This window comes from Stutzerimonas decontaminans (assembly GCF_000661915.1).
GTDB classification, from domain to species: Bacteria; Pseudomonadota; Gammaproteobacteria; order Pseudomonadales; family Pseudomonadaceae; genus Stutzerimonas; species Stutzerimonas decontaminans.
Genome location: NZ_CP007510.1, coordinates 23,111 through 39,603 on the forward strand (window position 1 = coordinate 23,111; position 16,493 = coordinate 39,603).

The following is a 16,493-nucleotide window of genomic DNA, read 5'->3' on the forward strand; positions in this document are numbered from 1 at the left end:
TAGCTCCTCAGTTGGCCGCGGCGGCGGTGGGCTCGCCAAATTCGGCAACCAGCTGAACGTTGCTGGCCTCCACCGGCTTGACCGTGACGCCACTACGGGCGTGCTGGGTGCCTTCGGTGATCACGCGTTCGCCGTCGGCGACGCCCTTGCCGATCAGCCAGGCATTGCCGACCGTGCGCAGGGTCTCGACTTCGCGGCGCTCGACACTATTGTCCTGCTTGACCACCCAGACGCTGGGCACGCCACGCACGTCGCGGCTCACCGCTTGTTGCGGCACCAGAATGGCGTTTTGCTGAACGCCTTCCTGCAGCAGGGCCTGGACGAACATGCCGGGCAGTAGCTTGCGGTCTGGGTTGGGGAATTCGGCGCGCAGGGTGACCGAGCCAGTGGTGGGGTCGACGCTGACTTCGGAGAATTTCAGCGTGCCGGTCAGCGGATAAGCGCTGCCGTCATCCAGGGTCAGGCTGACCTGCGCCTGGTCTTCGCCGGCGCGTTGAAGGCGCCCTGTTTCCAGGGCTCGCTGCAGTTCGAGCAGCTTGGTAATGGGCTGGGTCACGTCCACGTAAATGGGGTCGAGCTGCTGCACCGTGGCCATTTCCTGCGCCTGGCCGTTGGTCACCAGTGCGCCCTCGGTGACCCGCGAGCGACCGATGCGGCCGGAAATCGGCGACAGCACCTTGGTGTACTGCACGTCGATGCTGGCTACCTGTACTTCGGCCTGGGCCTGTTTCCAGGCGGCCATGGCGTCGTCGTACTGCTGGCGGCTGACGGCATTGGTCTTGACCAGGCGCTCATAGCGCTTGGCCAGGTTTTCCGCCGTGACCAGGTTGGCCTTGGCGCGGGCCAGGCGTGCCTCATAGGTGCGTGCGTCGATCTGGTACAGCTGCTGGCCCTGCTCGACCTCCGTGCCCTCGGTGAACAAACGTTTCTGAACGATGCCGTTGACCTGCGGCCGCACCTCGGCGACACGGTACGAGGCGGTACGTCCCGGCAGTTTGGTGGTCAGTGTCAACGCCTGTGCCTCGACCTGATAGACCCCCACTTCCGGCGGCGGCGCCGCGGTTTGCGTCTTGTCCGACTCCACGCAGCCGGCCAGCAACAGTGCCGCCAGCGGAACGGAATGCCATGCGCGCGATTTAGCTTTTCGGTGATTCACCTGTTGTCTCCCCTCAAATGCACAAAGGCTGTACCATATAGCGATTCAGTGTATCACTATACAGTTCAGTAGAGACAACTCGGAATATGTAACAGGCCTGAACAAGGAACTGGCAACTCCGGTCCGCGACGTTGAAGAATGCCTGTTCACTCTTGCGAAGCTGCTGGAAAATCCCCGCAACCCAAGTGGGCGTAGTACATAAGAGGATGCTATGACACAGACAGACCAGGCCGCTGAAGCCGGCCGGCACAACGGTATTCAGGTAATCGCCCGCGCAGGAGCGATCATGCGGGCCCTGGGCGACAACCCCCAGGGACTGAGCCTGGCTGCTATCGCGCAGATCGTCGACCTGCCCCGCTCCACGGTGCAGCGCATCATCACCGCGCTGGAGGCCGAGTACCTGGTCGAGACCCTTGGCCCCAGTGGCGGCTTCCGCCTGGGGCCGGCACTCGGGCAGCTGATCAGCCAGACCCAGACGGACATCATCACGTTGCTCAAGCCCTACATGCTCGAGCTCTGCGAGCAGTTGGGCGAGTCGGTTTGCGTCAGCACGCTGGTCGGCGCGAAAGCCTACGTGGTCGACCGCGTCGTGGCCGAGCGTGAGCTACGTGTCGTGTTTCCCATTGGTATCAAGGCGCCGGCCTACGCGACCGCGAGCGGCAAGGCGCTGCTGGCGGTCCTGGCCGATGAGTGGCTGCAACAGATGCTGCCCGACCCGCTGCCGATCGTGACTCCATGCACGCCTGACCGGATTACGCTGCTTAAGCAGCTCGGCCAGATCGCTGAGGGCGCCGTTGCCGAAGAGCATGGCGAGCTGATTGAAGGACTCAGCTCGTTTGCGATCACGCTGGAAACCTATTTGGGCCGGTACTCGATCGCAATCGTCGGACCGACAGCGCGGCTAGTGACTCGTCGTGAGCCATTTCAACAGGCGCTGCACCGCTGCCAGCAGAGCGTCGAGCGGGCGATCGGTCGGCGCGCCACGCATACATCCTGAGAGGCGAAAGCATGGCCAGACGAACCGCCGCTGAAGCGGAGCTGACCCGACGCAAGATTCTGGGATTTGGGGAGCAATGGAACCAAAACCCAACGTAGGCCCGCCGCGAACGTCCAGTTGAAGTACGCCCTAACTAGGCGTCAGGCCGGAACCTTGGGCCGCGTCAGGATAGGGCCGATTCCAGCATTTTCTGACGCCTCGCCGGCAACCTCTAGGGCCTCAACCTGACAGGCCGTACGCTTAACGTACGATTTTTTCCGTTTTCTCTATCGTCCCCTTCAAGCGACACCGGCTCACCCAGGTTGCTCTGGGCGCTGGCATAGCCAATCAGCGTGGTCACCTTCTCGCGAGCCTGCTCCTCGGACAAGTCCTCGCTCTCCACGTATTCGCTGAACGCCTTGAGCAGCGTGCGGGTTTCGCTGGGGCCGTCAATTCCCTCCTGACATCCAATGAAGTCGCGGAAGTAGTCCGAAACCTTCCGGCCGTTCTTACCCTTGATGAAGGAGATGTACTGCCGGGACTGCTTGTTGTTCTGCCACTCGGAGAGGTTGATACGTGCAGCCAGGTGCAGTTGGCCAAGGTCCAGATGCCGGGCAGGCGCCACGTCCAGCGCATCGGTCACGGTCAAACCCTCGCTGTGGTGCAGCAGCGCGATGGCCAGGTAATCGGTCATGCCCTGCTGGTAGTGGGCAAACAGCACATGCCCCCCGGTGGACAGGTTGGATTCTTCCATCAGCTTCTGCAGATGCTCGACGGCCTGGTGGCTGAAAGCGGTGAAGTCGGTAGTGCCGTCCAGGTACTGACTCAGCCAGCCGCTGAACGGGTACGCGCCGGATGGCTCATGGAACAGACCCCAGCCCTTGCCGGCCTTGGCGTTGTACCCGTGGTTGAGATCCGCCAGCAGATTCTCCGTTGCCTGGGAAACGGGCAATTCCGTGTCACGGGGATGAAGAACTGCCGGCGTTCCGTCCGGTTTCTTGTCGATCTGGTGGACGATGATGTGATTGATTGGCATGGATGATCCCTTGTCGTGGTGGTGTTTTTCTTCTGGTGCTGGCGGGTTGGCCTGCGTCGGTCAGCGCTGCCTGGTGCCGAACATCGACCGCAAAAGGCTTCCCAACCAGGAAAAGAGGCCCAGCTGAACGCGCGCCATTCGGCACCAGACTCCATCGACCTGAGTGGTTAAGCTGCCGTCATCATGCAGGCGCACCAGAAATGAGGTGCCGGAACGGCAGCTGGCACAAACTCCGACAGCCTCAACGGTGTAGCAGCGGAGGGCCTGGCGGATGACGGCACCGCGCATGAACCCGCTCGGGATGTCCTCACCGCACCCCGCGCAGCGGCCTTCGAAGTCCTGCCACGTTTGGCCGTTCTCGAACTCGACCGGCATCTGGCTGGCGATAGTGGGCATTTCGATCAGCTCGATGTCGCGCGGGCGCAGCGGGAGGCGTTGGCTCATGTCAGTTCCTTGGTCGGCGTAGCCACGGCCGGATGTGCCGGGATCGCGTGAGGCATGAAATGCGAGACGGTATCCTCGTCTGCAAATTTGCCGAGGTTGTAAGGGTCAACAGCGGCGAAATCCAACACCAGGGAACCGTCATCGTCCGTCCAGATCTGGAACCAGACTAGGGCGACGAATTGCTCATGCTCACCTGTGTGGACGCCAACCGGGCTCCCGTCATCGCTGGCACACACATCCCATACCGGCCGGGTGCCTGCGACCCAGTACAGGCCCGATTCGGGCGGCGCGTTGTAGTCGAACGCCTGCCAGGCCGGCGCCGGGCTGAAGCACTGTTGGCGCTGATTCCAGCGGATATCGGCATCGCCCATGCCAGGTTCTGATTGCGTCACTCGCGCCGCGCAGCCGGTGCATGCCACGACATTGGAGTTGATCCGGTCAGTTTCCTTGGCGGGGCTCCCGCAGAAAGGGCAGGGCTTGAGTGGCTTCAATGCATTACGGCCTCTCATTTGGCACCGCCTAGAGCGCACTCAACCGCGCGGCGGCAGGCCTGCATAGCAGCCAGATTTTCGAAGCTCAGCGTGAGGGCGAATTTTCCGCTACCGGAATTAGAGGAGATGGCAAATGCGTTCTGCAGCGTCTCGACCAGCCCGAGCTGCTGAGGCTGAATTACGGAAAGGGCAGCGCGGCCCTTCTGCAGGCACTCGCGCATCTCGGAAGAGAGATCGCCCAACTCGCGCTCGCGCTCTTCGGCCAGCGCTACGAACGCAGCAAGCGCCTCGGCCAGCGCGGACGTAGAGAAGGCCTCGGTGTAAATCGCAACCAGTCCGTTGCCGGGTTCTTTGCTGAGCGAGGCTGCGCAGCCGGCAACATTGTTCGGTGCCAGCCGCTCAAGATCGGAGGCTCGCAGATATGCAGTCGGGGTTTTGGCGAGCGGTGCGGCCGGAGCGCAGGCAAGCATGGCTCGGTACTGTGCCGTGAGTTCTTCGCAGGCACTCGCATGCCCTACGGCAAGCGGCACATCACCGTTGAAGCCGAGCGCGGCGATCATCTCAATCGTCGGGTTTACCGGAACAGTCTGCCAGTCGGCCGGCGACGTAGAGCGCAACTGCTGCTCGACATGCGCCGAGCGCGGGTCCATGCCGCCATCGGCAACGATGTCGCTGTATTTCGCTGGTGCTGGTGCGCCGCCCTTGCTCGAATCACTCATGACAACCTCCTGTGAATTTGAGTTCAGGCTATCGACAAGCCGGCAGATCCCAAGCTCGGTGCCGGCAGCAAGACTAGAACCCCAGCGAGAGCTGCCCAGTTGCTGGCGCAGACATGGCCGCACACGGCACCTGAGCAGCTTGCCCGGTGAGCTTGGCGATCAGCGCATCAGGATCGTTGAGGATGTCGCGCAGCCCGTGGCGGTGGAGCTGATTGCCGATCCGCAACATCCGGTCCCAGGACGAATGCCCGCCCTTCTTGAACGACACGGTGCCGAAGCGGGCCAGGTAGTGCACAACATCCGAGGGGTAAACATCGGCGTGCGGGCCGTAGTATTCCAGGGCGTGATCCAGCTCGAAGTCGAAGAACATTTCCGCTCCCTCGGCATCGATGTCGAACTCGTTGGTTTCGGTCACATGGGTGTAGTAGATCCCGCCTTTCTTCACGACCGACTCAGCGTTGGCCACGCTTGCAATGGCCGACCGCAGACCCTGGTAGATCCCGTGGAATTGCTCGTCCACGAATGGCACCTCGACTTCACGGGTGACATCCAGATCCTTTCGCTCGTAGACCTTGTACTCATGCGGGATGCGGTAGCGCTTGCCGTTCTCGAAAATCTGGCGGTACTCGCTCAGCGCTGTGAATGGCCGCTGGTAGGCGTAGCGCCCCCAGTAGAGGTCGATAGTGAGAATTTCCTTCATGCCCAGCAGCTGGAAACGCGGCGGTTCACCGGCTGCCCACGCGCGGTCAGCCTCATCGGCATCGATACTCAGCGCATAGCGCAGCAGCTCAAGGCATAGCTCGGGTGAGTAGGCATTCGCAGCGATTTTTATCGTCCCGGTTTCGTCATTGATCGACCGGGCCAGCCAGTTGCGACCCTGTGGGTCGTAGTGGCGCGCCTGCAGGTAGTTGCGGAAATCGCTCAGCGGCTTCATCCAGCTGTGCTTGCCGGTTTCCTCGGCGAGCATGTTTTCCATGCTGCGGTCAGTACCGACACGCAGGCAGATCCAGCAGCCATGACGCGCGCCGCAGCCGGTCTTGCGCTCGACGCCGCTGTCACGGATGAAGACGTTGACCATGCAGTCGCCGCCCGCATCGCGGTAAACCTCCGTCAGGGCCTGGAAGTCGCTGTAGGTGTCGATCTGGCCGCTGGTGACCTTGCCCAGGAAGGTGAAGATGTCCAGGGTCGTGAAGTCGGCCACGGGGCTCAGCACCCACTCAGGCTTCTTGTTCGGGCCAGCAGTATTGACCGGCACGATGGCGCTCTCGCCACGGGCTTCCATATTGCGCTCGCGCACCGCGGATTCGTCCCGCCGCGTGCCGATCAGCACGACGACATCATCATCACGGTAGGCGCTACCCATCTGGTGTTTCAGCACGGCTTTGATCTGTCGCTTGGTACGGTCCAGTGGCGATTTCTTCATCTGTTGCTGGCACTTAGCGCTATTGCCCGGCATAGACGCCACGGTGCGTCCGCCGATGATCGACACAAGCCAGTTTTCAGTCAGGTTGGGCTTGCACACCCAGATCCTCACCGGAAGGTTCTTGCTCGTGGCATAATCCTTGAGCGAGCGGATCTCGCCTTTGCTGTAGGCCAGCACCGCAGGGTTTTCGACCAGGGTGTCACTGGTCATGACATGGAATTCGGGAACTTCGTAACCAGCGTCCTGCAGCCGCTCCATCGCCATCAGGGTCAGGGCGACCATGACGCTACTATCCTTCCCGAACGAACATGCCCCGATCAGGCGCTTGCCGGCGCGAATGTTGGCCTCGATGACAGCTACCGCATCCGCCACTTTCTCGTCGAAGGTGCGCTCAACGATAGGGCTTGCTACCGGGATGGGGTCTTGGAAAAGAGTGGCGTCGATCAGCTGCATGAGGGATTCCGTATGCCTGGGGCTGGCTTAAGCGATAACCCCACACTACGGCCGGTCGCCAAATACCCAAGCTCGCACCCTCCGGCTAGCGTCCAAGGGCCACGCAAAGCCCACCAACGCTGGAAACCCACGCGGAAATTCTCCGCTTGAATCGAACCGGGCACCTACAGGCCACGACCGCAGCGCCGGAAATTGAACTCCGCAGCCGCACAAGAAAATACCTCTGGGATACAGGCGCTCGATCAAGATCACAGGGAAAATCAGACACTTACGATTTCGAAGTTCGCGCAGGGAAACAGCTGGCCGGTAATCCAGTCCGCTTTCTCTGGAAGGGAAGAACATGACGACTGCCATTAGCCCATTGCCGAGAAGAGGAGGGGCGGCAATCACATAGAACCGGGCGCTTGGGTTTGTTGAGACGGATGAGATGCTTCAACCGTCAAGCAACGAAAGGAGCCACCGATGTTCACCATCAACGCACGCACACTCGACGGACGCTGGAAGCCCGAACTCGGCGCACTGCAGGGTAGATCGTGCAAGCATCACTATCACGAGTGGGGCAGTGAGCATCAGGCGGCCACCGCAGCCGTGGTAGGCCATCCCGAGAAGGCGCTCGAAGACGACGCCACCCAAGAGCAAATCGAAGAAGAAGCCAAGCAGGCCGCCTTCGAGTATGTCCATTGGCACTTTGAAGAAGTGAAGTAGGGATCGCGCCATGGCCATCACCGAAATCAAGAAGTGCCGCGAATGTGGCAGCGAGTCGCTGACCTGGGACACTCACAGCAAGACCGATTCAGGTGTACCGGAAGGGCGCCTGCGATCCAATGAGGTCAAGTGCCTGTTCGTCCTGGGCTGCGATGACTGTTCCGAGACGCTGGCCATCCTCAGCGCCGACCGCGTGGCCGGCCTGCTGAATGCGGCCCGTACACCAGCCACCTCCGTTGAGTAGGAAACCATCCGATGACCAGTAAACGACCTGATTACGAGGCGCTGGACGCCCTTGGCTACCCCTACAAGCGCGAGGCGTGCGTGGTTGGTGAACTGCCCTTGGCCGAACGTCGCCCTGCGCTCGACGCAGCGATTGCCTCTGTCAGTAAATCGTTGGGCTTGCCAGAGCTTAAATCGCTGAGTTATGGACTCCCGGTATTTGCGGCCTTCGGTCTGAATCGTCGCGAAGCGGGCCGACATGAGAAGGCCAATTTGCTGCTGACTCAGGGCGCAGATTTGAGCCTGGATTTCGTCCCGGCATATACCTCTGCAAGCATCTAGGAAATCAGGAGCACACGGCATGACAGACAAAACAGCAGCAGAGGACGCGCTCTACCCGGTGTGGTTCGTTGAAGAGCGTCAGCTTAATGGTGATTGGCTCGCTATTGATCGAGCGGATGACCAGGACGAGGCTGAAAGGAAATTGAGCCACTTCGAAAACAATCTTCCGGGCACGTACCGCCTTCAACGTTCGGACTGGTAGGAAAACCCCATGAAAATTGGCAACGATCAACTGGCCGCTGCTGGCTTCGTCGAAACGACCTATGACGGCCAGGAAGGCATCTTCTACACCAAGCGACAGCAGGCCTGGGATATGCCCTATGTACGCGAGCACATCATTGATAACGAGGAAGTGCTGCCCGAGACGGAGGTGATCGTTGAGGTGACACCCGACCAGCACGTTCAGATGTATATCCGCGATGCTGATTACGCTGAAGGGCCTTTCGCATTAGAAAGCGATGAAGCACTCGGCCTGTTGAAAGACGCTGGCTTCCCAGCCTGATCAAGGAAATCCATGCTTACACCTGATGAAGCCCGCCGACTGGGCGGCAAACACACCTCGGCCAAGCAAACCGTACTTGACCACGTAGCCGCCAAAATACGGAAAGGTGCCGAGCAGGGTGCAGTATCTGTATTTGTCCCTGTGAACTACGGGTTCAATCCTGCTGCGTTCGAGGAAGCTATGGCCGAACTAAAGTCCCTTGGTTACGGATTGACTGAGGAAGAATTCGACCGCCGTCCTCACATCAGAATTTGGTGGTAGGCGCGGCAGGTCTTAAAGATCGAGGAAAACTATGGAGACAATTCAGCCTGGAACAAGGGTGTTAACAAAATTCGGCTTTGGCACTGTCAGGCAAATCGACCAAGACAGTAGGCGGGCCGAGGTCAGGCTTGACGAATCGATACGTGGCGACGGCGACTATAGCTATTGGGCATCCTTGAAGAACCTGTCTCTGGAATCGGAATGGCCAAGCTCTGCGAAAGAGGGTCTTCTCATCTTCTGTGGTGCCGTTGCGGCGCTGGTGGGCTTGGTTGGCTTGCTCCTGCTCTTAGACTCGAACCTGTTTCAAGGATGGGGTTTCGGGACGGGGGAGGGCCAAATGACCATTTTGGAGTTCCTAGTTGGCATCAGCATCTTGCCAGTCATGCTCTTTGTGTTTTGCCGCGACTAGATAGGAAAACGTAAATGGCACGCGACGTGGCGATAGGTTTGGCTTCAGCAGCTGCTGTGCTGTTCGGTGTGGAGATTTTCTTTCCTGGCTCCTTCGTATTGGCGTGGTGGTGAAGGATAACGCCATGTCAACAGCAAAGCCTGAGCAGCAGCACCAAGAAGCGGCTAAGCAGTTCTTAGCGAATAATCTAAGCGCCCTGTGCCAAGAACTGTATGCCTGGAAATGTCGGCAGGAGCTGCCGCCAGGTGGCTTCTTTCATAGGCTCACCGTCCTCTGCGATGTGTATGTGGTCAGTGACGATGAATACGGAGCTGCCCGTGAAGCAGAAATGCTCATTGAACAGGCTGCTTTGCTCTATGGTGCTGGCTCGCACTCATCCCCAGAAGAAACCCATGAACAACTGCGGCGCGGGCTGTATATCAGCCTTGGTCCAGTACCACCAAGGGGACTTTAGGAAAACCATTACCAGTCAGCAGGTCGGGCTTCGATTAGCGTGTAGCGGCAATTGGCCGTTCCAACCGAACCGAGTAGGTAGACAAAGCATGGAAATGAAATTCCGCACCACATCTGGCGCAATCGTCAATGCCAACCCTTTGGCTGATTCCCCCGGCCCCGTGAGCCTTCCTGATCCGGGTGCTGAGCGTGGCGTAGGCCAGGTGGAGCCCGCGCATCTTCTGCGCAAGCAGATCGAGCGCGTGATTCGTGAATATGGTGCTGATCCAACGGAAGCCGCACTAGCCGTCTGCGTCGTCCTCGATGGGAAACTGGGGCTGGCTGAGGATGGCTACTTCGACGATGACCAAACCGTGCTTAACGCGATACTGGCCAAAGACCAGGCCGACGACTGAACTGTCCATCTAACCGCGTCGCCGAACAGCGCTTCTGCGAACCGACGCCCATCTGTGCGAGCGAGTCGGGATTACCGGCGCTCCACTACATAAAGCGCCTGAGCTGAAGCCACTTGGTTAGCCAGTCGCGCCGTCAGTTTGGGCCTCGGCCAGCAGGGCGCGCACGCGGGCAATTTCCTCTGCGCTATGAGGCGTTCCACCTGCGTTCAAGGCGAGGTACTGCGACAGCAGATCCGCACGCTTGGTGAAGCCGTGAATGGCCACCTTCATGCACATCCGCTTCGGGGAAAATTGGGTACCGGCTAGCTCGTTTGCAGTGAATCCGAACGGTTTGACATTGCCTTTGACGAACTCGGTAACAGCGGTGTAGCGCTGCAGGCCATCCACTGCAGGCCAACCGGCAGATCCGACTCAGGATCAGGATCACCCCATTCCGAGCAATTGAACTGGATCAGAAATGCGCTGGTGGGGACTACAGCGCGGAGGCAGTTTTCAATGAAGTGGCGCTGCTGCTCGGCGGACCAAACATGGCCCCGCTGGAAATCCGGGCAAAGGTCTAGTCCACCATAATCTATGGCGAGTCTGGCCAATGAGCGCTCCAGGTCAAACCAGCGATAGTCGGCCTGCCACTTGGCCGCGTGCAGAGGCTGAATGATGCTGAGCAGGTGCTGCTCAAAGTCGGTAATTACACGAGACATGGTTCTTCCTGCGGATATTCCAGGCAAAGCGGGGAGCTTGAATTATGTCGAGATCGACCGATTCAGTCTTGTTCACAGAAGGAATCATAGGCCGACCCGACAGCATGCAAGAGGTGCCCCTTCGCCATCAGATCATCAACACGCAGCTTCAGCGCATCAGCCATCTGTTGCGCCGTCACATCCTCGCCGTCTTCACACGTGGAGCCGGAGACGCTGAAGGCGATGGTGTAAGCGTGATTGTAAGTGCGGGCTGCCTGAGTCATTACATGATTACCTGAGCTGTTTGGACTGAACTCAGATTCGCATGAAGCGCCGCTAACCCAAGCCCGAAAGAGGCCGGGCCAGCTTCGCAGTGGCCGCAGATGCTGCCCGGCAGAGCGGACTATCGGGCGCTTCGGATCAGGGAGACGGTCAGATGGGCCGCGCCGTTGTCGTGGTGAAATACTTCTGCGGGCCTGTGCCCGCCCAGCTGCTCGCTCGGAGTAGCAAGCCACTGATCAGCAGCTTCGGCATTGCCGAGAACCGCCTGCGCCAAAGCCAACACGAAAGCCAGCTCGAAGGCGACATAGCTTTCCTTCTGGCCCAAGCAGGCCCCCTTCGGGCGGATCTGGCGTGCATACGCAGCCAGGGGCCGACTGGCTGACAACTGATCGATCACCGACGCCGGCAGACCGTCGCCTACTGCGCGCAACACCTCCCTTTCAGGGATAGCCACCGAAAGGCCCGCAATGTCTTCGAGCCGCTTTCTGTAAGTGCGGTATGTCTGTGCATCAAATGCGATATCGAGCATGGTCAGGCTTCCCATCCAGAGAGATAACTTTCACTGGTATCGACAGCCTTGCGCTCATCCGAAACAATTTCTTTAATGATCCGATAGGCGGCAAGCCTGCCTAAAACCGAGCAGGCGAGGGAGTCAAGAGGTGGCCGCTCATATGCCACTATCAGCTGGGCCTTCCACTGAATGCCAGAATACGCCGGATTAGGAGGCAAGCCTTGGCCTGCTGCAATTCGGGCTGCGCGGTATGCACATCGCCATGCTGCTCTGGTGCCGCTGTAGCGAACCAAGCTGTGTTTTCGTGGGAAGCACATAGGAAGCCCCCTCAGATACACGCAAATTTGCGTATGGAGCCTTCCAGGGTGCCAGTCCACACCGCCCCGGATTTCATGCCTTCTCCGTGATAGACGTTGAACTGCTGGCCCACACGAATACCGTTGGGCACGCATGCACGATGCACAGTCGGGTGGCCTTCGATATCGAAATCCTGGTACCCGTGCTTGTCGCACACCAGGCGCACGCTGAGCAGCTGAAGGGAAGAATCGTTGCAGCGAGCCTTGTGCAGCAGCGCGCGGGCCTGCTCGGCAATCAGAGCACGTTCGGCCTTGGCCGCCTCGGTGCGCGATGCGTAGGTGAAGTCGCCAGGCGCTCCCGGCTCGTCGCGGCGCGGGTCGCACACGATCCGCCACTTTCCGTCCGCATAGTTGCGACTGACGCAGCCGCAACCTCCTTCCGGCCGCGCGATGTTCCAGACGTACCATCCGCCCTTACGCCACGCACTGAACATCGGCACCCAGTCGTCATCTTCGGCCAGCGCTTCGGTGAAGTCGAAGACTCGGCAGCAGATAACCCGTGCCGAGTCCGGGGCAAACAGAACGCTGTACTCAAGCAGGCTGGATTGTCCGTTACGCTCGGCCTGGACAAAGCGCACGAGCTTGGCTCCGTCTTCTCGCCACGGCTCGACGGCCGTATTGCGGTAGCCAAAGTCTGTTGTGCAGAACTGCGCTTCAGCAGCCGCCAGGCGGGCGGATTGAACAGTGATATCGGTGATGGTCATGGCGCTGTCCTGGGGAAGCGGGGGAGATGGCTTCAGGCTACGGCCAGGCCCGCAAAACCCAAGCTGCTAGGGCGGCTTCAAGCTGACATGCCTGCGCATCTTCCCAGGTCCGGCCATGTCCCATGTGGCCTTGGTACCGCCATCGGCCGGCTCAGCGCCCATCCCGAAAGTGAAGGCCAGCACATGCGTGCACTGCTCTGCCACGAGCCGGTTGCGTGCGAACATCGCTGCATAGCCTTTGCACTCGGCCTGGTAGGTGCATTGCGCGCCACCGAGGATCGCTTCCTGGATGTCGGCTAGCGTGTCTCGCCGGATCGCCCGGCTGAATTGCCTGTGGTAATGGTTTGCTGCACCGCCGCTGGTGCCATTGCCACCGGAAAAACTCGCCTCGAATGGCGCAGGAAGATGCAGTGTCAGGCTGGCGGATAAGCCCTCATTGAAGGCCCAGACTGCTGCATGATCGGCCCACGCAGCACCGCCAGAAACGAGATGGTCGCCGGGTCGTACATAGAACCTGACCGCACGGCAAATGAACTCCCAGTGGGAAATATCCATTGGGAATTGCTTATCGCGCCCTGCGGTGCCGATGACCGCGATCACCCGTTGCATGCCGGCGTGGTGCTCGGTCATTCCACAACGAACAGCGGGCCGGTGGGCGACTCCGTGCGTGTGAGCGTCACATCGTTCTCCAGGCGCAGCAGGATCTTGTCGCCCACTTTGAACAGCGAGAAGGCCATAGCATCATCGTCGAACGATACATGCACACAGGGAACCTCATCAGTTCCGGTCGCGGGGTTGGTGTTGACCTCGGCCACGACAGAAATCATGTCATCCAAGGCGCCATCCATAGCGCCAACGGTTAGGTAAACCTGACCATTTACGCCTCGCTGGTCCTCGATGTCGATCTGATGCGTAGCCGGCTTGGCCTCACCCTCGCCGTAGGCTTGCCAGTGCTTGACCTGAACCGACTTGAGCGGGTGCATGGCAGCAAACTCCCAGACGCCGGGCTGCCCGTGGACCGCAGCGCCACGGACGAAGCGCACATCGAGGCTGCTGTACTCGGCCAGCAACTCTTCATCGGTCCCGTAGACGAGTCCGACAATCTTGTATCCATCCCTGGCTTGCTCGGGGGCGGTACCGAATTCGCAGATGACTGCCATGCTCGTATCCTCGCGGTGTGCTGGTTTAGATAGCCTCAGCTTCGCACGATTGGCCTAGAACCCAAGCCGTAGCCACGTTGCGCTAAGAATCCAGGCACAAGAAAGGGGGCCGAAGCCCCCTGTGCGTAGCGGATGATCACCGTTTAAGCCAAATCTTCGCAGGACAACGGGCGCTCGACCGTCATGCGCAGGCGGTACTGGATGGACTGGCCGTCATCCTCGGAATCCGCATCGCTCCACGCCAGAACCTCACCATTATCCAGAAGCTCGACCTCCTGGTCGGGGAACGTGTAACTGACGCCATCATCGCACTCCAGCACCAACGCATACCGGGTGGGAGCCTGGGAGGTGTCGATATTGCAGACATCGGCGCGGTAGCCTGCACAGGTGATGTTGTCTGCGATGCGGGCGAGGGTGATCAGAGTGGTTTTGGTCATTGTGGCTTGCTCGTGTGCTGGAAGATGTACCCACCATCGCACGCATGAGCAGGAACCCAAGTGCCGTTGCCGGCCTGCACCACCACGGCCGATGCTGGCTGAAACGCGCAGGGGATTATTTCCCTCACGTTCAGCCGCGGATGTTGGTACGCACCGCCGACCACCGATCCTCGGGCACAAAAAAGCCCGGCGAACCGGGCGGCGTTCAGGACTAGCTTGCGTCCTGGGAGTGAATCGCGAGGGCGACCAGTCGCATACCTCGTCCTCCGGGATATGCCCAAACATCATCGTGGATCGGCGGCAGTGCACGCAGTCGGCGCAGGTTGCGCCGGCCGGCAGGTTCATTATTATTCCCAAGCGGAGGAGTGTTGCACGTCGCTTAGTCTCTGGCAGGGTACGGGTCCGCTGCTGGTCGGCAGGAAGTGATGCCCCTATGCTGGCACTGGCGGCGTGGATTTCCTGCGCTGCCGGTTCACAAGCGAGGTAATGGCATGAAGAAAGAAGAGCTGTACGATCAGTTCGCAGCCAAGGCGGTCGATGCTGCGGCGCGAACGGCGTTCGAGATCGGCCTACAGCGTGGGCACGAGCAAGGATTTCAGGAAGGCTTTGAAGCCGGCACGCTGGTTGGGTTCGTGGCAGGGCTTGAGTCCGTGAAGGGTGCGATCTCAGACGGCACGCGCAATGGCTCCTCCGAATGCGCCCGCGTTCTGGAGAGTTACAAGCGGCTGGGTGTAACTGGCGACGATGAAGAGTGACAAAAAAACCCCGCCTCGGCGGGGTTTTTCTCGCCTCAGAACTAAGCGTCAGCAGAGACGGCAGGATTGGCGCAGATCACGGCCGTCAATGGCGGCATCAAGCACGTCCAGAGCGGCCATGCCGGTGCACCAGAGGTGGCTCGCGCGCTTTGCCATGTCCTCGATGGTTTCACGCACCTCGATCAAGTTCTTTGGCTCCGGCTCCATCCGTATGCGCTTGGTAGCTACAGCGAGGCGCACGGCCTCATCCAGGCCGTAATCCGCATAGGGATGCCGGATGACAGGCAAGGCGTCCAGGCTGGGAAGTGTGGCATTCATCTGCGAAACCTCGTTTTCAGCGATCTTTGCTGACTACCATAGCTCTGCACAGGGCAAACCCAAGGGCAGCAGTCATTAAGCTCAACCTTGATGGTCATCGGCAGTAACGCGCTCGATCTTGATACCAGCGCCGGTCAGCGTCGTGGGGGCGTCATAGGCAACACCCCCCATCTCAGGCCACTTGCGCGGCTCGCCAGCAGAAATTACCCCCTGAGAAATGGCGGAATCCCAGGCAAGACGGTGGCGCATTTGCGTGAACATGTCCCAGAGCTGGTCGCCGGTCGCATGCCAGCCCACGCCGCCACTCTGGTTGGGAGCGAAGCCCTGTGCGGGCTTGGTGATGGCCTCTACCGCACGGGTGAGTTCATAGCCGTTGATCATCTCCCCGTCGCGGTTGCGCAGGTAATCCAACGCCATATCCATCTGACCCATGACCAGCCGACTGCAGGTTTCGGTCGCACGGCACAGCAACTGCAGCTGCTCGCGGGTGAGAGTGATCTGGTAGGTTTCGGCGGCGTTCACTTGGTTGTCCCGATCAGTGCGCCGGGGCCAACGGCGATCCAGTTTGCCGGTAGCGGATTGAGCGGGCAGGCGTCGCGCTGCACGTAGGAGTTCACGTCATAGGTGGTGCGCACCACATCCACATCGCCCCGGTGGAATGTGACCAGTATGCCGCACTCGTTCAGGTACAGCGTTTCGTTCTCGACGCCGTTGCTGAGGTTGAAACGGCCATGCCATAGGCCAGAAACGAGGGACTGCGCCTGTCCTGCCTTATCCACCCTGGAGAACTCAGTGTAGACCTTGGCTCCCGCCCCCTGATAGAACTGCACGTAATGTCCCGGCGCGACGGGGAAATCTACTCGGGGGAAGGGTTTGCTCTCTCCGCAACCGGCGAGAAGAACCGTCGCAAGCCCGATCACAGAAGAAAATACCCGCCTCACTGCAAGCTCCTTCCCTTTGCTCCACCCAAGCGCCGCATCCTGATGGCGCTGAGGATCACCGACACAACAGCGAATCCAAGCGCAATCAGCATAAGTGGGCGACTAGCTGCCAGCTGGCCGCCGATCTCAGCCATCGGCGAGCCAACGAATGAAAAGACAAGACCAACACCCGCGATCAGGGCGAGCGCGAACGCGGCCTTGATATTGATCATCAGCGCATCGATCTGCAGACGCTCGCTTTTTGACTTCCTCATAATCCATCTCCAACGTAAGCCGCTTACAGTGCATCAGGTTTAGGCATCTCGGCCCTGGGAACTTCGGCCATCGGCGCCCCGCACACTGCGCAAAGGTAACCGCCATTCGGG

The 16,493-nt window shown here is 60.0% G+C and carries 28 protein-coding genes and 2 pseudogenes; 11 read left to right on the forward strand and 19 right to left on the reverse strand.

Annotated elements, in window-relative coordinates:
* Window positions 1–7: 7 nt before the first annotated feature.
* Window positions 8–1,156, reverse strand: coding sequence for a multidrug efflux RND transporter periplasmic adaptor subunit TbtA (tbtA, locus tag UIB01_RS21900; protein ID WP_051605150.1), 1,149 nt, complete (start codon window positions 1,154–1,156; stop codon window positions 8–10).
* A 211-nt stretch (window positions 1,157–1,367) separates the two neighbouring features.
* On the opposite strand from tbtA, the gene tbtR reads away from it, so the two are divergent.
* The gene (tbtR, locus tag UIB01_RS21905; protein ID WP_040137982.1) at window positions 1,368–2,153 is read left to right on the forward strand and encodes a tribuytltin resistance regulator TbtR; all 786 of its coding nucleotides are present in this window, start codon (window positions 1,368–1,370) and stop codon (window positions 2,151–2,153) included.
* A 277-nt stretch (window positions 2,154–2,430) separates the two neighbouring features.
* Here the strand turns inward: tbtR and UIB01_RS21910 are convergent.
* From UIB01_RS21910 to UIB01_RS21930, 6 genes and pseudogenes are all read right to left on the reverse strand, one after another.
* Window positions 2,431–3,168 (reverse strand): annotated as a pseudogene (locus tag UIB01_RS21910) (nucleoid-associated protein); the annotation flags it as partial.
* A 60-nt stretch (window positions 3,169–3,228) separates the two neighbouring features.
* Window positions 3,229–3,612 (reverse strand): hypothetical protein, encoded by a 384-nt coding sequence (locus UIB01_RS21915; protein WP_019407024.1) that lies wholly within the window; start codon window positions 3,610–3,612, stop codon window positions 3,229–3,231.
* Window positions 3,609–3,983 (reverse strand): hypothetical protein, encoded by a 375-nt coding sequence (locus tag UIB01_RS21920; protein WP_040137986.1) that lies wholly within the window; start codon window positions 3,981–3,983, stop codon window positions 3,609–3,611. Before UIB01_RS21920 ends, UIB01_RS21915 begins: the two co-directional genes overlap by 4 nt.
* 27 nt (window positions 3,984–4,010) lie before the next feature.
* Window positions 4,011–4,121 (reverse strand): annotated as a pseudogene (locus tag UIB01_RS23615) (hypothetical protein); the annotation flags it as partial.
* Window positions 4,118–4,822: a hypothetical protein gene (locus UIB01_RS21925; RefSeq protein ID WP_040137989.1), complete on the reverse strand. Its 705-nt coding sequence runs from the start codon at window positions 4,820–4,822 to the stop codon at window positions 4,118–4,120. The pseudogene UIB01_RS23615 and the gene UIB01_RS21925, both read right to left, overlap by 4 nt.
* A gap of 73 nt (window positions 4,823–4,895) precedes the next feature.
* Window positions 4,896–6,698 (reverse strand): phosphoadenosine phosphosulfate reductase domain-containing protein, encoded by a 1,803-nt coding sequence (locus UIB01_RS21930; RefSeq protein WP_040137991.1) that lies wholly within the window; start codon window positions 6,696–6,698, stop codon window positions 4,896–4,898.
* Window positions 6,699–7,160: 462 nt separating this feature from the next.
* On the opposite strand from UIB01_RS21930, the gene UIB01_RS21935 reads away from it, so the two are divergent.
* The 9 genes from UIB01_RS21935 to UIB01_RS21975 all read left to right on the forward strand — a co-directional run bounded on the left by UIB01_RS21935 (window position 7,161) and on the right by UIB01_RS21975 (window position 9,987).
* Entirely contained in the window at window positions 7,161–7,403 is a 243-nt protein-coding gene (locus UIB01_RS21935) for a hypothetical protein (RefSeq protein WP_040137993.1), read from the forward strand.
* A gap of 10 nt (window positions 7,404–7,413) precedes the next feature.
* A complete protein-coding gene (locus UIB01_RS21940; RefSeq protein ID WP_051605151.1) occupies window positions 7,414–7,647 on the forward strand; it encodes a hypothetical protein in 234 nt (77 codons plus the stop codon).
* A gap of 11 nt (window positions 7,648–7,658) precedes the next feature.
* On the forward strand, window positions 7,659–7,967 hold the full coding sequence (locus tag UIB01_RS21945; protein WP_019406403.1) for a hypothetical protein: 309 nt from the start codon (window positions 7,659–7,661) through the stop codon (window positions 7,965–7,967).
* A gap of 19 nt (window positions 7,968–7,986) precedes the next feature.
* Window positions 7,987–8,169 (forward strand): hypothetical protein, encoded by a 183-nt coding sequence (locus UIB01_RS21950; RefSeq protein WP_019406404.1) that lies wholly within the window; start codon window positions 7,987–7,989, stop codon window positions 8,167–8,169.
* A gap of 9 nt (window positions 8,170–8,178) precedes the next feature.
* Window positions 8,179–8,469, forward strand: coding sequence for a hypothetical protein (locus UIB01_RS21955; RefSeq protein WP_040137998.1), 291 nt, complete (start codon window positions 8,179–8,181; stop codon window positions 8,467–8,469).
* Window positions 8,470–8,481: 12 nt separating this feature from the next.
* Window positions 8,482–8,730 (forward strand): hypothetical protein, encoded by a 249-nt coding sequence (locus tag UIB01_RS21960; RefSeq protein WP_040138000.1) that lies wholly within the window; start codon window positions 8,482–8,484, stop codon window positions 8,728–8,730.
* A 31-nt stretch (window positions 8,731–8,761) separates the two neighbouring features.
* Complete coding sequence (locus tag UIB01_RS21965) at window positions 8,762–9,139, forward strand: hypothetical protein (protein WP_040138002.1); 378 nt, start codon at window positions 8,762–8,764, stop codon at window positions 9,137–9,139.
* Between the two features lie 124 nt (window positions 9,140–9,263).
* Entirely contained in the window at window positions 9,264–9,593 is a 330-nt protein-coding gene (locus UIB01_RS21970) for a hypothetical protein (RefSeq protein WP_040138005.1), read from the forward strand.
* Between the two features lie 88 nt (window positions 9,594–9,681).
* Window positions 9,682–9,987, forward strand: coding sequence for a hypothetical protein (locus tag UIB01_RS21975; protein WP_230585324.1), 306 nt, complete (start codon window positions 9,682–9,684; stop codon window positions 9,985–9,987).
* A gap of 117 nt (window positions 9,988–10,104) precedes the next feature.
* Here the strand turns inward: UIB01_RS21975 and UIB01_RS23330 are convergent, their stop codons facing one another.
* The 8 genes from UIB01_RS23330 to UIB01_RS23185 all read right to left on the reverse strand — a co-directional run bounded on the left by UIB01_RS23330 (window position 10,105) and on the right by UIB01_RS23185 (window position 14,114).
* Window positions 10,105–10,257, reverse strand: a complete 153-nt coding sequence (locus tag UIB01_RS23330) for a hypothetical protein (protein ID WP_196247265.1) — start codon at window positions 10,255–10,257, stop codon at window positions 10,105–10,107.
* 32 nt (window positions 10,258–10,289) lie between these two features.
* Window positions 10,290–10,685 (reverse strand): hypothetical protein, encoded by a 396-nt coding sequence (locus UIB01_RS21980; RefSeq protein ID WP_196247266.1) that lies wholly within the window; start codon window positions 10,683–10,685, stop codon window positions 10,290–10,292.
* Window positions 10,686–10,747: 62 nt separating this feature from the next.
* The gene (locus tag UIB01_RS21985; protein ID WP_040138009.1) at window positions 10,748–10,948 is read right to left on the reverse strand and encodes a hypothetical protein; all 201 of its coding nucleotides are present in this window, start codon (window positions 10,946–10,948) and stop codon (window positions 10,748–10,750) included.
* A 119-nt stretch (window positions 10,949–11,067) separates the two neighbouring features.
* Entirely contained in the window at window positions 11,068–11,475 is a 408-nt protein-coding gene (locus tag UIB01_RS21990) for an antitoxin Xre/MbcA/ParS toxin-binding domain-containing protein (protein WP_019406411.1), read from the reverse strand.
* Window positions 11,476–11,785: 310 nt separating this feature from the next.
* The gene (locus UIB01_RS23180; protein ID WP_040138011.1) at window positions 11,786–12,517 is read right to left on the reverse strand and encodes a hypothetical protein; all 732 of its coding nucleotides are present in this window, start codon (window positions 12,515–12,517) and stop codon (window positions 11,786–11,788) included.
* Between the two features lie 66 nt (window positions 12,518–12,583).
* Window positions 12,584–13,147 carry a hypothetical protein gene (locus UIB01_RS22565; protein WP_051605152.1) on the reverse strand — a complete coding sequence of 188 codons (564 nt, stop codon included), beginning with the start codon at window positions 13,145–13,147 and terminating at the stop codon, window positions 12,584–12,586.
* Complete coding sequence (locus UIB01_RS22005) at window positions 13,144–13,677, reverse strand: hypothetical protein (protein WP_040138013.1); 534 nt, start codon at window positions 13,675–13,677, stop codon at window positions 13,144–13,146. The genes UIB01_RS22565 and UIB01_RS22005 overlap by 4 nt, the downstream gene beginning before the upstream one ends.
* A gap of 143 nt (window positions 13,678–13,820) precedes the next feature.
* Window positions 13,821–14,114, reverse strand: coding sequence for a hypothetical protein (locus UIB01_RS23185; RefSeq protein ID WP_040138015.1), 294 nt, complete (start codon window positions 14,112–14,114; stop codon window positions 13,821–13,823).
* A 491-nt stretch (window positions 14,115–14,605) separates the two neighbouring features.
* On the opposite strand from UIB01_RS23185, the gene UIB01_RS22015 reads away from it, so the two are divergent.
* On the forward strand, window positions 14,606–14,869 hold the full coding sequence (locus UIB01_RS22015) for a hypothetical protein (protein WP_019406416.1): 264 nt from the start codon (window positions 14,606–14,608) through the stop codon (window positions 14,867–14,869).
* A gap of 48 nt (window positions 14,870–14,917) precedes the next feature.
* Here the strand turns inward: UIB01_RS22015 and UIB01_RS22020 are convergent, their stop codons facing one another.
* The 4 genes from UIB01_RS22020 to UIB01_RS22035 form a co-directional block, all read right to left on the reverse strand.
* The gene (locus UIB01_RS22020) at window positions 14,918–15,187 is read right to left on the reverse strand and encodes a hypothetical protein (RefSeq protein ID WP_019406417.1); all 270 of its coding nucleotides are present in this window, start codon (window positions 15,185–15,187) and stop codon (window positions 14,918–14,920) included.
* A gap of 81 nt (window positions 15,188–15,268) precedes the next feature.
* Window positions 15,269–15,709 (reverse strand): hypothetical protein, encoded by a 441-nt coding sequence (locus UIB01_RS22025; RefSeq protein WP_040138017.1) that lies wholly within the window; start codon window positions 15,707–15,709, stop codon window positions 15,269–15,271.
* Window positions 15,706–16,128, reverse strand: coding sequence for a hypothetical protein (locus UIB01_RS22030; RefSeq protein WP_040138019.1), 423 nt, complete (start codon window positions 16,126–16,128; stop codon window positions 15,706–15,708). The genes UIB01_RS22025 and UIB01_RS22030 overlap by 4 nt, the downstream gene beginning before the upstream one ends.
* Window positions 16,125–16,382 carry a hypothetical protein gene (locus tag UIB01_RS22035; protein ID WP_040138021.1) on the reverse strand — a complete coding sequence of 86 codons (258 nt, stop codon included), beginning with the start codon at window positions 16,380–16,382 and terminating at the stop codon, window positions 16,125–16,127. The genes UIB01_RS22030 and UIB01_RS22035 overlap by 4 nt, the downstream gene beginning before the upstream one ends.
* Between the last annotated feature and the right edge of the window lie 111 nt (window positions 16,383–16,493).

Excerpts from the sequence above, each read along its gene's own strand:
- UIB01_RS21950 (WP_019406404.1), top strand. The coding sequence starts at position 7,987 with ATGACAGACAAAACAGCAGCAGAGGACGCGCTCTACCCGGTGTGGTTC.
- UIB01_RS21940 (WP_051605151.1), top strand. The coding sequence starts at position 7,414 with ATGGCCATCACCGAAATCAAGAAGTGCCGCGAATGTGGCAGCGAGTCG.
- UIB01_RS21975 (WP_230585324.1), top strand. The coding sequence starts at position 9,682 with ATGGAAATGAAATTCCGCACCACATCTGGCGCAATCGTCAATGCCAAC.
- UIB01_RS21945 (WP_019406403.1), top strand. The coding sequence starts at position 7,659 with ATGACCAGTAAACGACCTGATTACGAGGCGCTGGACGCCCTTGGCTAC.
- UIB01_RS23330 (WP_196247265.1), bottom strand. The coding sequence starts at position 10,257 with ATGAAGGTGGCCATTCACGGCTTCACCAAGCGTGCGGATCTGCTGTCG.
- UIB01_RS22035 (WP_040138021.1), bottom strand. The coding sequence starts at position 16,382 with ATGAGGAAGTCAAAAAGCGAGCGTCTGCAGATCGATGCGCTGATGATC.
- UIB01_RS22020 (WP_019406417.1), bottom strand. The coding sequence starts at position 15,187 with ATGAATGCCACACTTCCCAGCCTGGACGCCTTGCCTGTCATCCGGCAT.
- UIB01_RS22005 (WP_040138013.1), bottom strand. The coding sequence starts at position 13,677 with ATGGCAGTCATCTGCGAATTCGGTACCGCCCCCGAGCAAGCCAGGGAT.
- UIB01_RS21915 (WP_019407024.1), bottom strand. The coding sequence starts at position 3,612 with ATGAGCCAACGCCTCCCGCTGCGCCCGCGCGACATCGAGCTGATCGAA.
- UIB01_RS21985 (WP_040138009.1), bottom strand. The coding sequence starts at position 10,948 with ATGACTCAGGCAGCCCGCACTTACAATCACGCTTACACCATCGCCTTC.
- UIB01_RS22015 (WP_019406416.1), top strand. The coding sequence starts at position 14,606 with ATGAAGAAAGAAGAGCTGTACGATCAGTTCGCAGCCAAGGCGGTCGAT.
- UIB01_RS23180 (WP_040138011.1), bottom strand. The coding sequence starts at position 12,517 with ATGACCATCACCGATATCACTGTTCAATCCGCCCGCCTGGCGGCTGCT.
- UIB01_RS21930 (WP_040137991.1), bottom strand. The coding sequence starts at position 6,698 with ATGCAGCTGATCGACGCCACTCTTTTCCAAGACCCCATCCCGGTAGCA.
- UIB01_RS21990 (WP_019406411.1), bottom strand. The coding sequence starts at position 11,475 with ATGCTCGATATCGCATTTGATGCACAGACATACCGCACTTACAGAAAG.
- UIB01_RS22565 (WP_051605152.1), bottom strand. The coding sequence starts at position 13,147 with ATGACCGAGCACCACGCCGGCATGCAACGGGTGATCGCGGTCATCGGC.
- tbtR (WP_040137982.1), top strand. The coding sequence starts at position 1,368 with ATGACACAGACAGACCAGGCCGCTGAAGCCGGCCGGCACAACGGTATT.
- UIB01_RS21925 (WP_040137989.1), bottom strand. The coding sequence starts at position 4,822 with ATGAGTGATTCGAGCAAGGGCGGCGCACCAGCACCAGCGAAATACAGC.
- UIB01_RS21920 (WP_040137986.1), bottom strand. The coding sequence starts at position 3,983 with ATGGGCGATGCCGATATCCGCTGGAATCAGCGCCAACAGTGCTTCAGC.
- UIB01_RS21955 (WP_040137998.1), top strand. The coding sequence starts at position 8,179 with ATGAAAATTGGCAACGATCAACTGGCCGCTGCTGGCTTCGTCGAAACG.
- UIB01_RS21965 (WP_040138002.1), top strand. The coding sequence starts at position 8,762 with ATGGAGACAATTCAGCCTGGAACAAGGGTGTTAACAAAATTCGGCTTT.
- UIB01_RS21980 (WP_196247266.1), bottom strand. The coding sequence starts at position 10,685 with ATGTCTCGTGTAATTACCGACTTTGAGCAGCACCTGCTCAGCATCATT.
- UIB01_RS21935 (WP_040137993.1), top strand. The coding sequence starts at position 7,161 with ATGTTCACCATCAACGCACGCACACTCGACGGACGCTGGAAGCCCGAA.
- UIB01_RS21960 (WP_040138000.1), top strand. The coding sequence starts at position 8,482 with ATGCTTACACCTGATGAAGCCCGCCGACTGGGCGGCAAACACACCTCG.
- UIB01_RS21970 (WP_040138005.1), top strand. The coding sequence starts at position 9,264 with ATGTCAACAGCAAAGCCTGAGCAGCAGCACCAAGAAGCGGCTAAGCAG.
- UIB01_RS23185 (WP_040138015.1), bottom strand. The coding sequence starts at position 14,114 with ATGACCAAAACCACTCTGATCACCCTCGCCCGCATCGCAGACAACATC.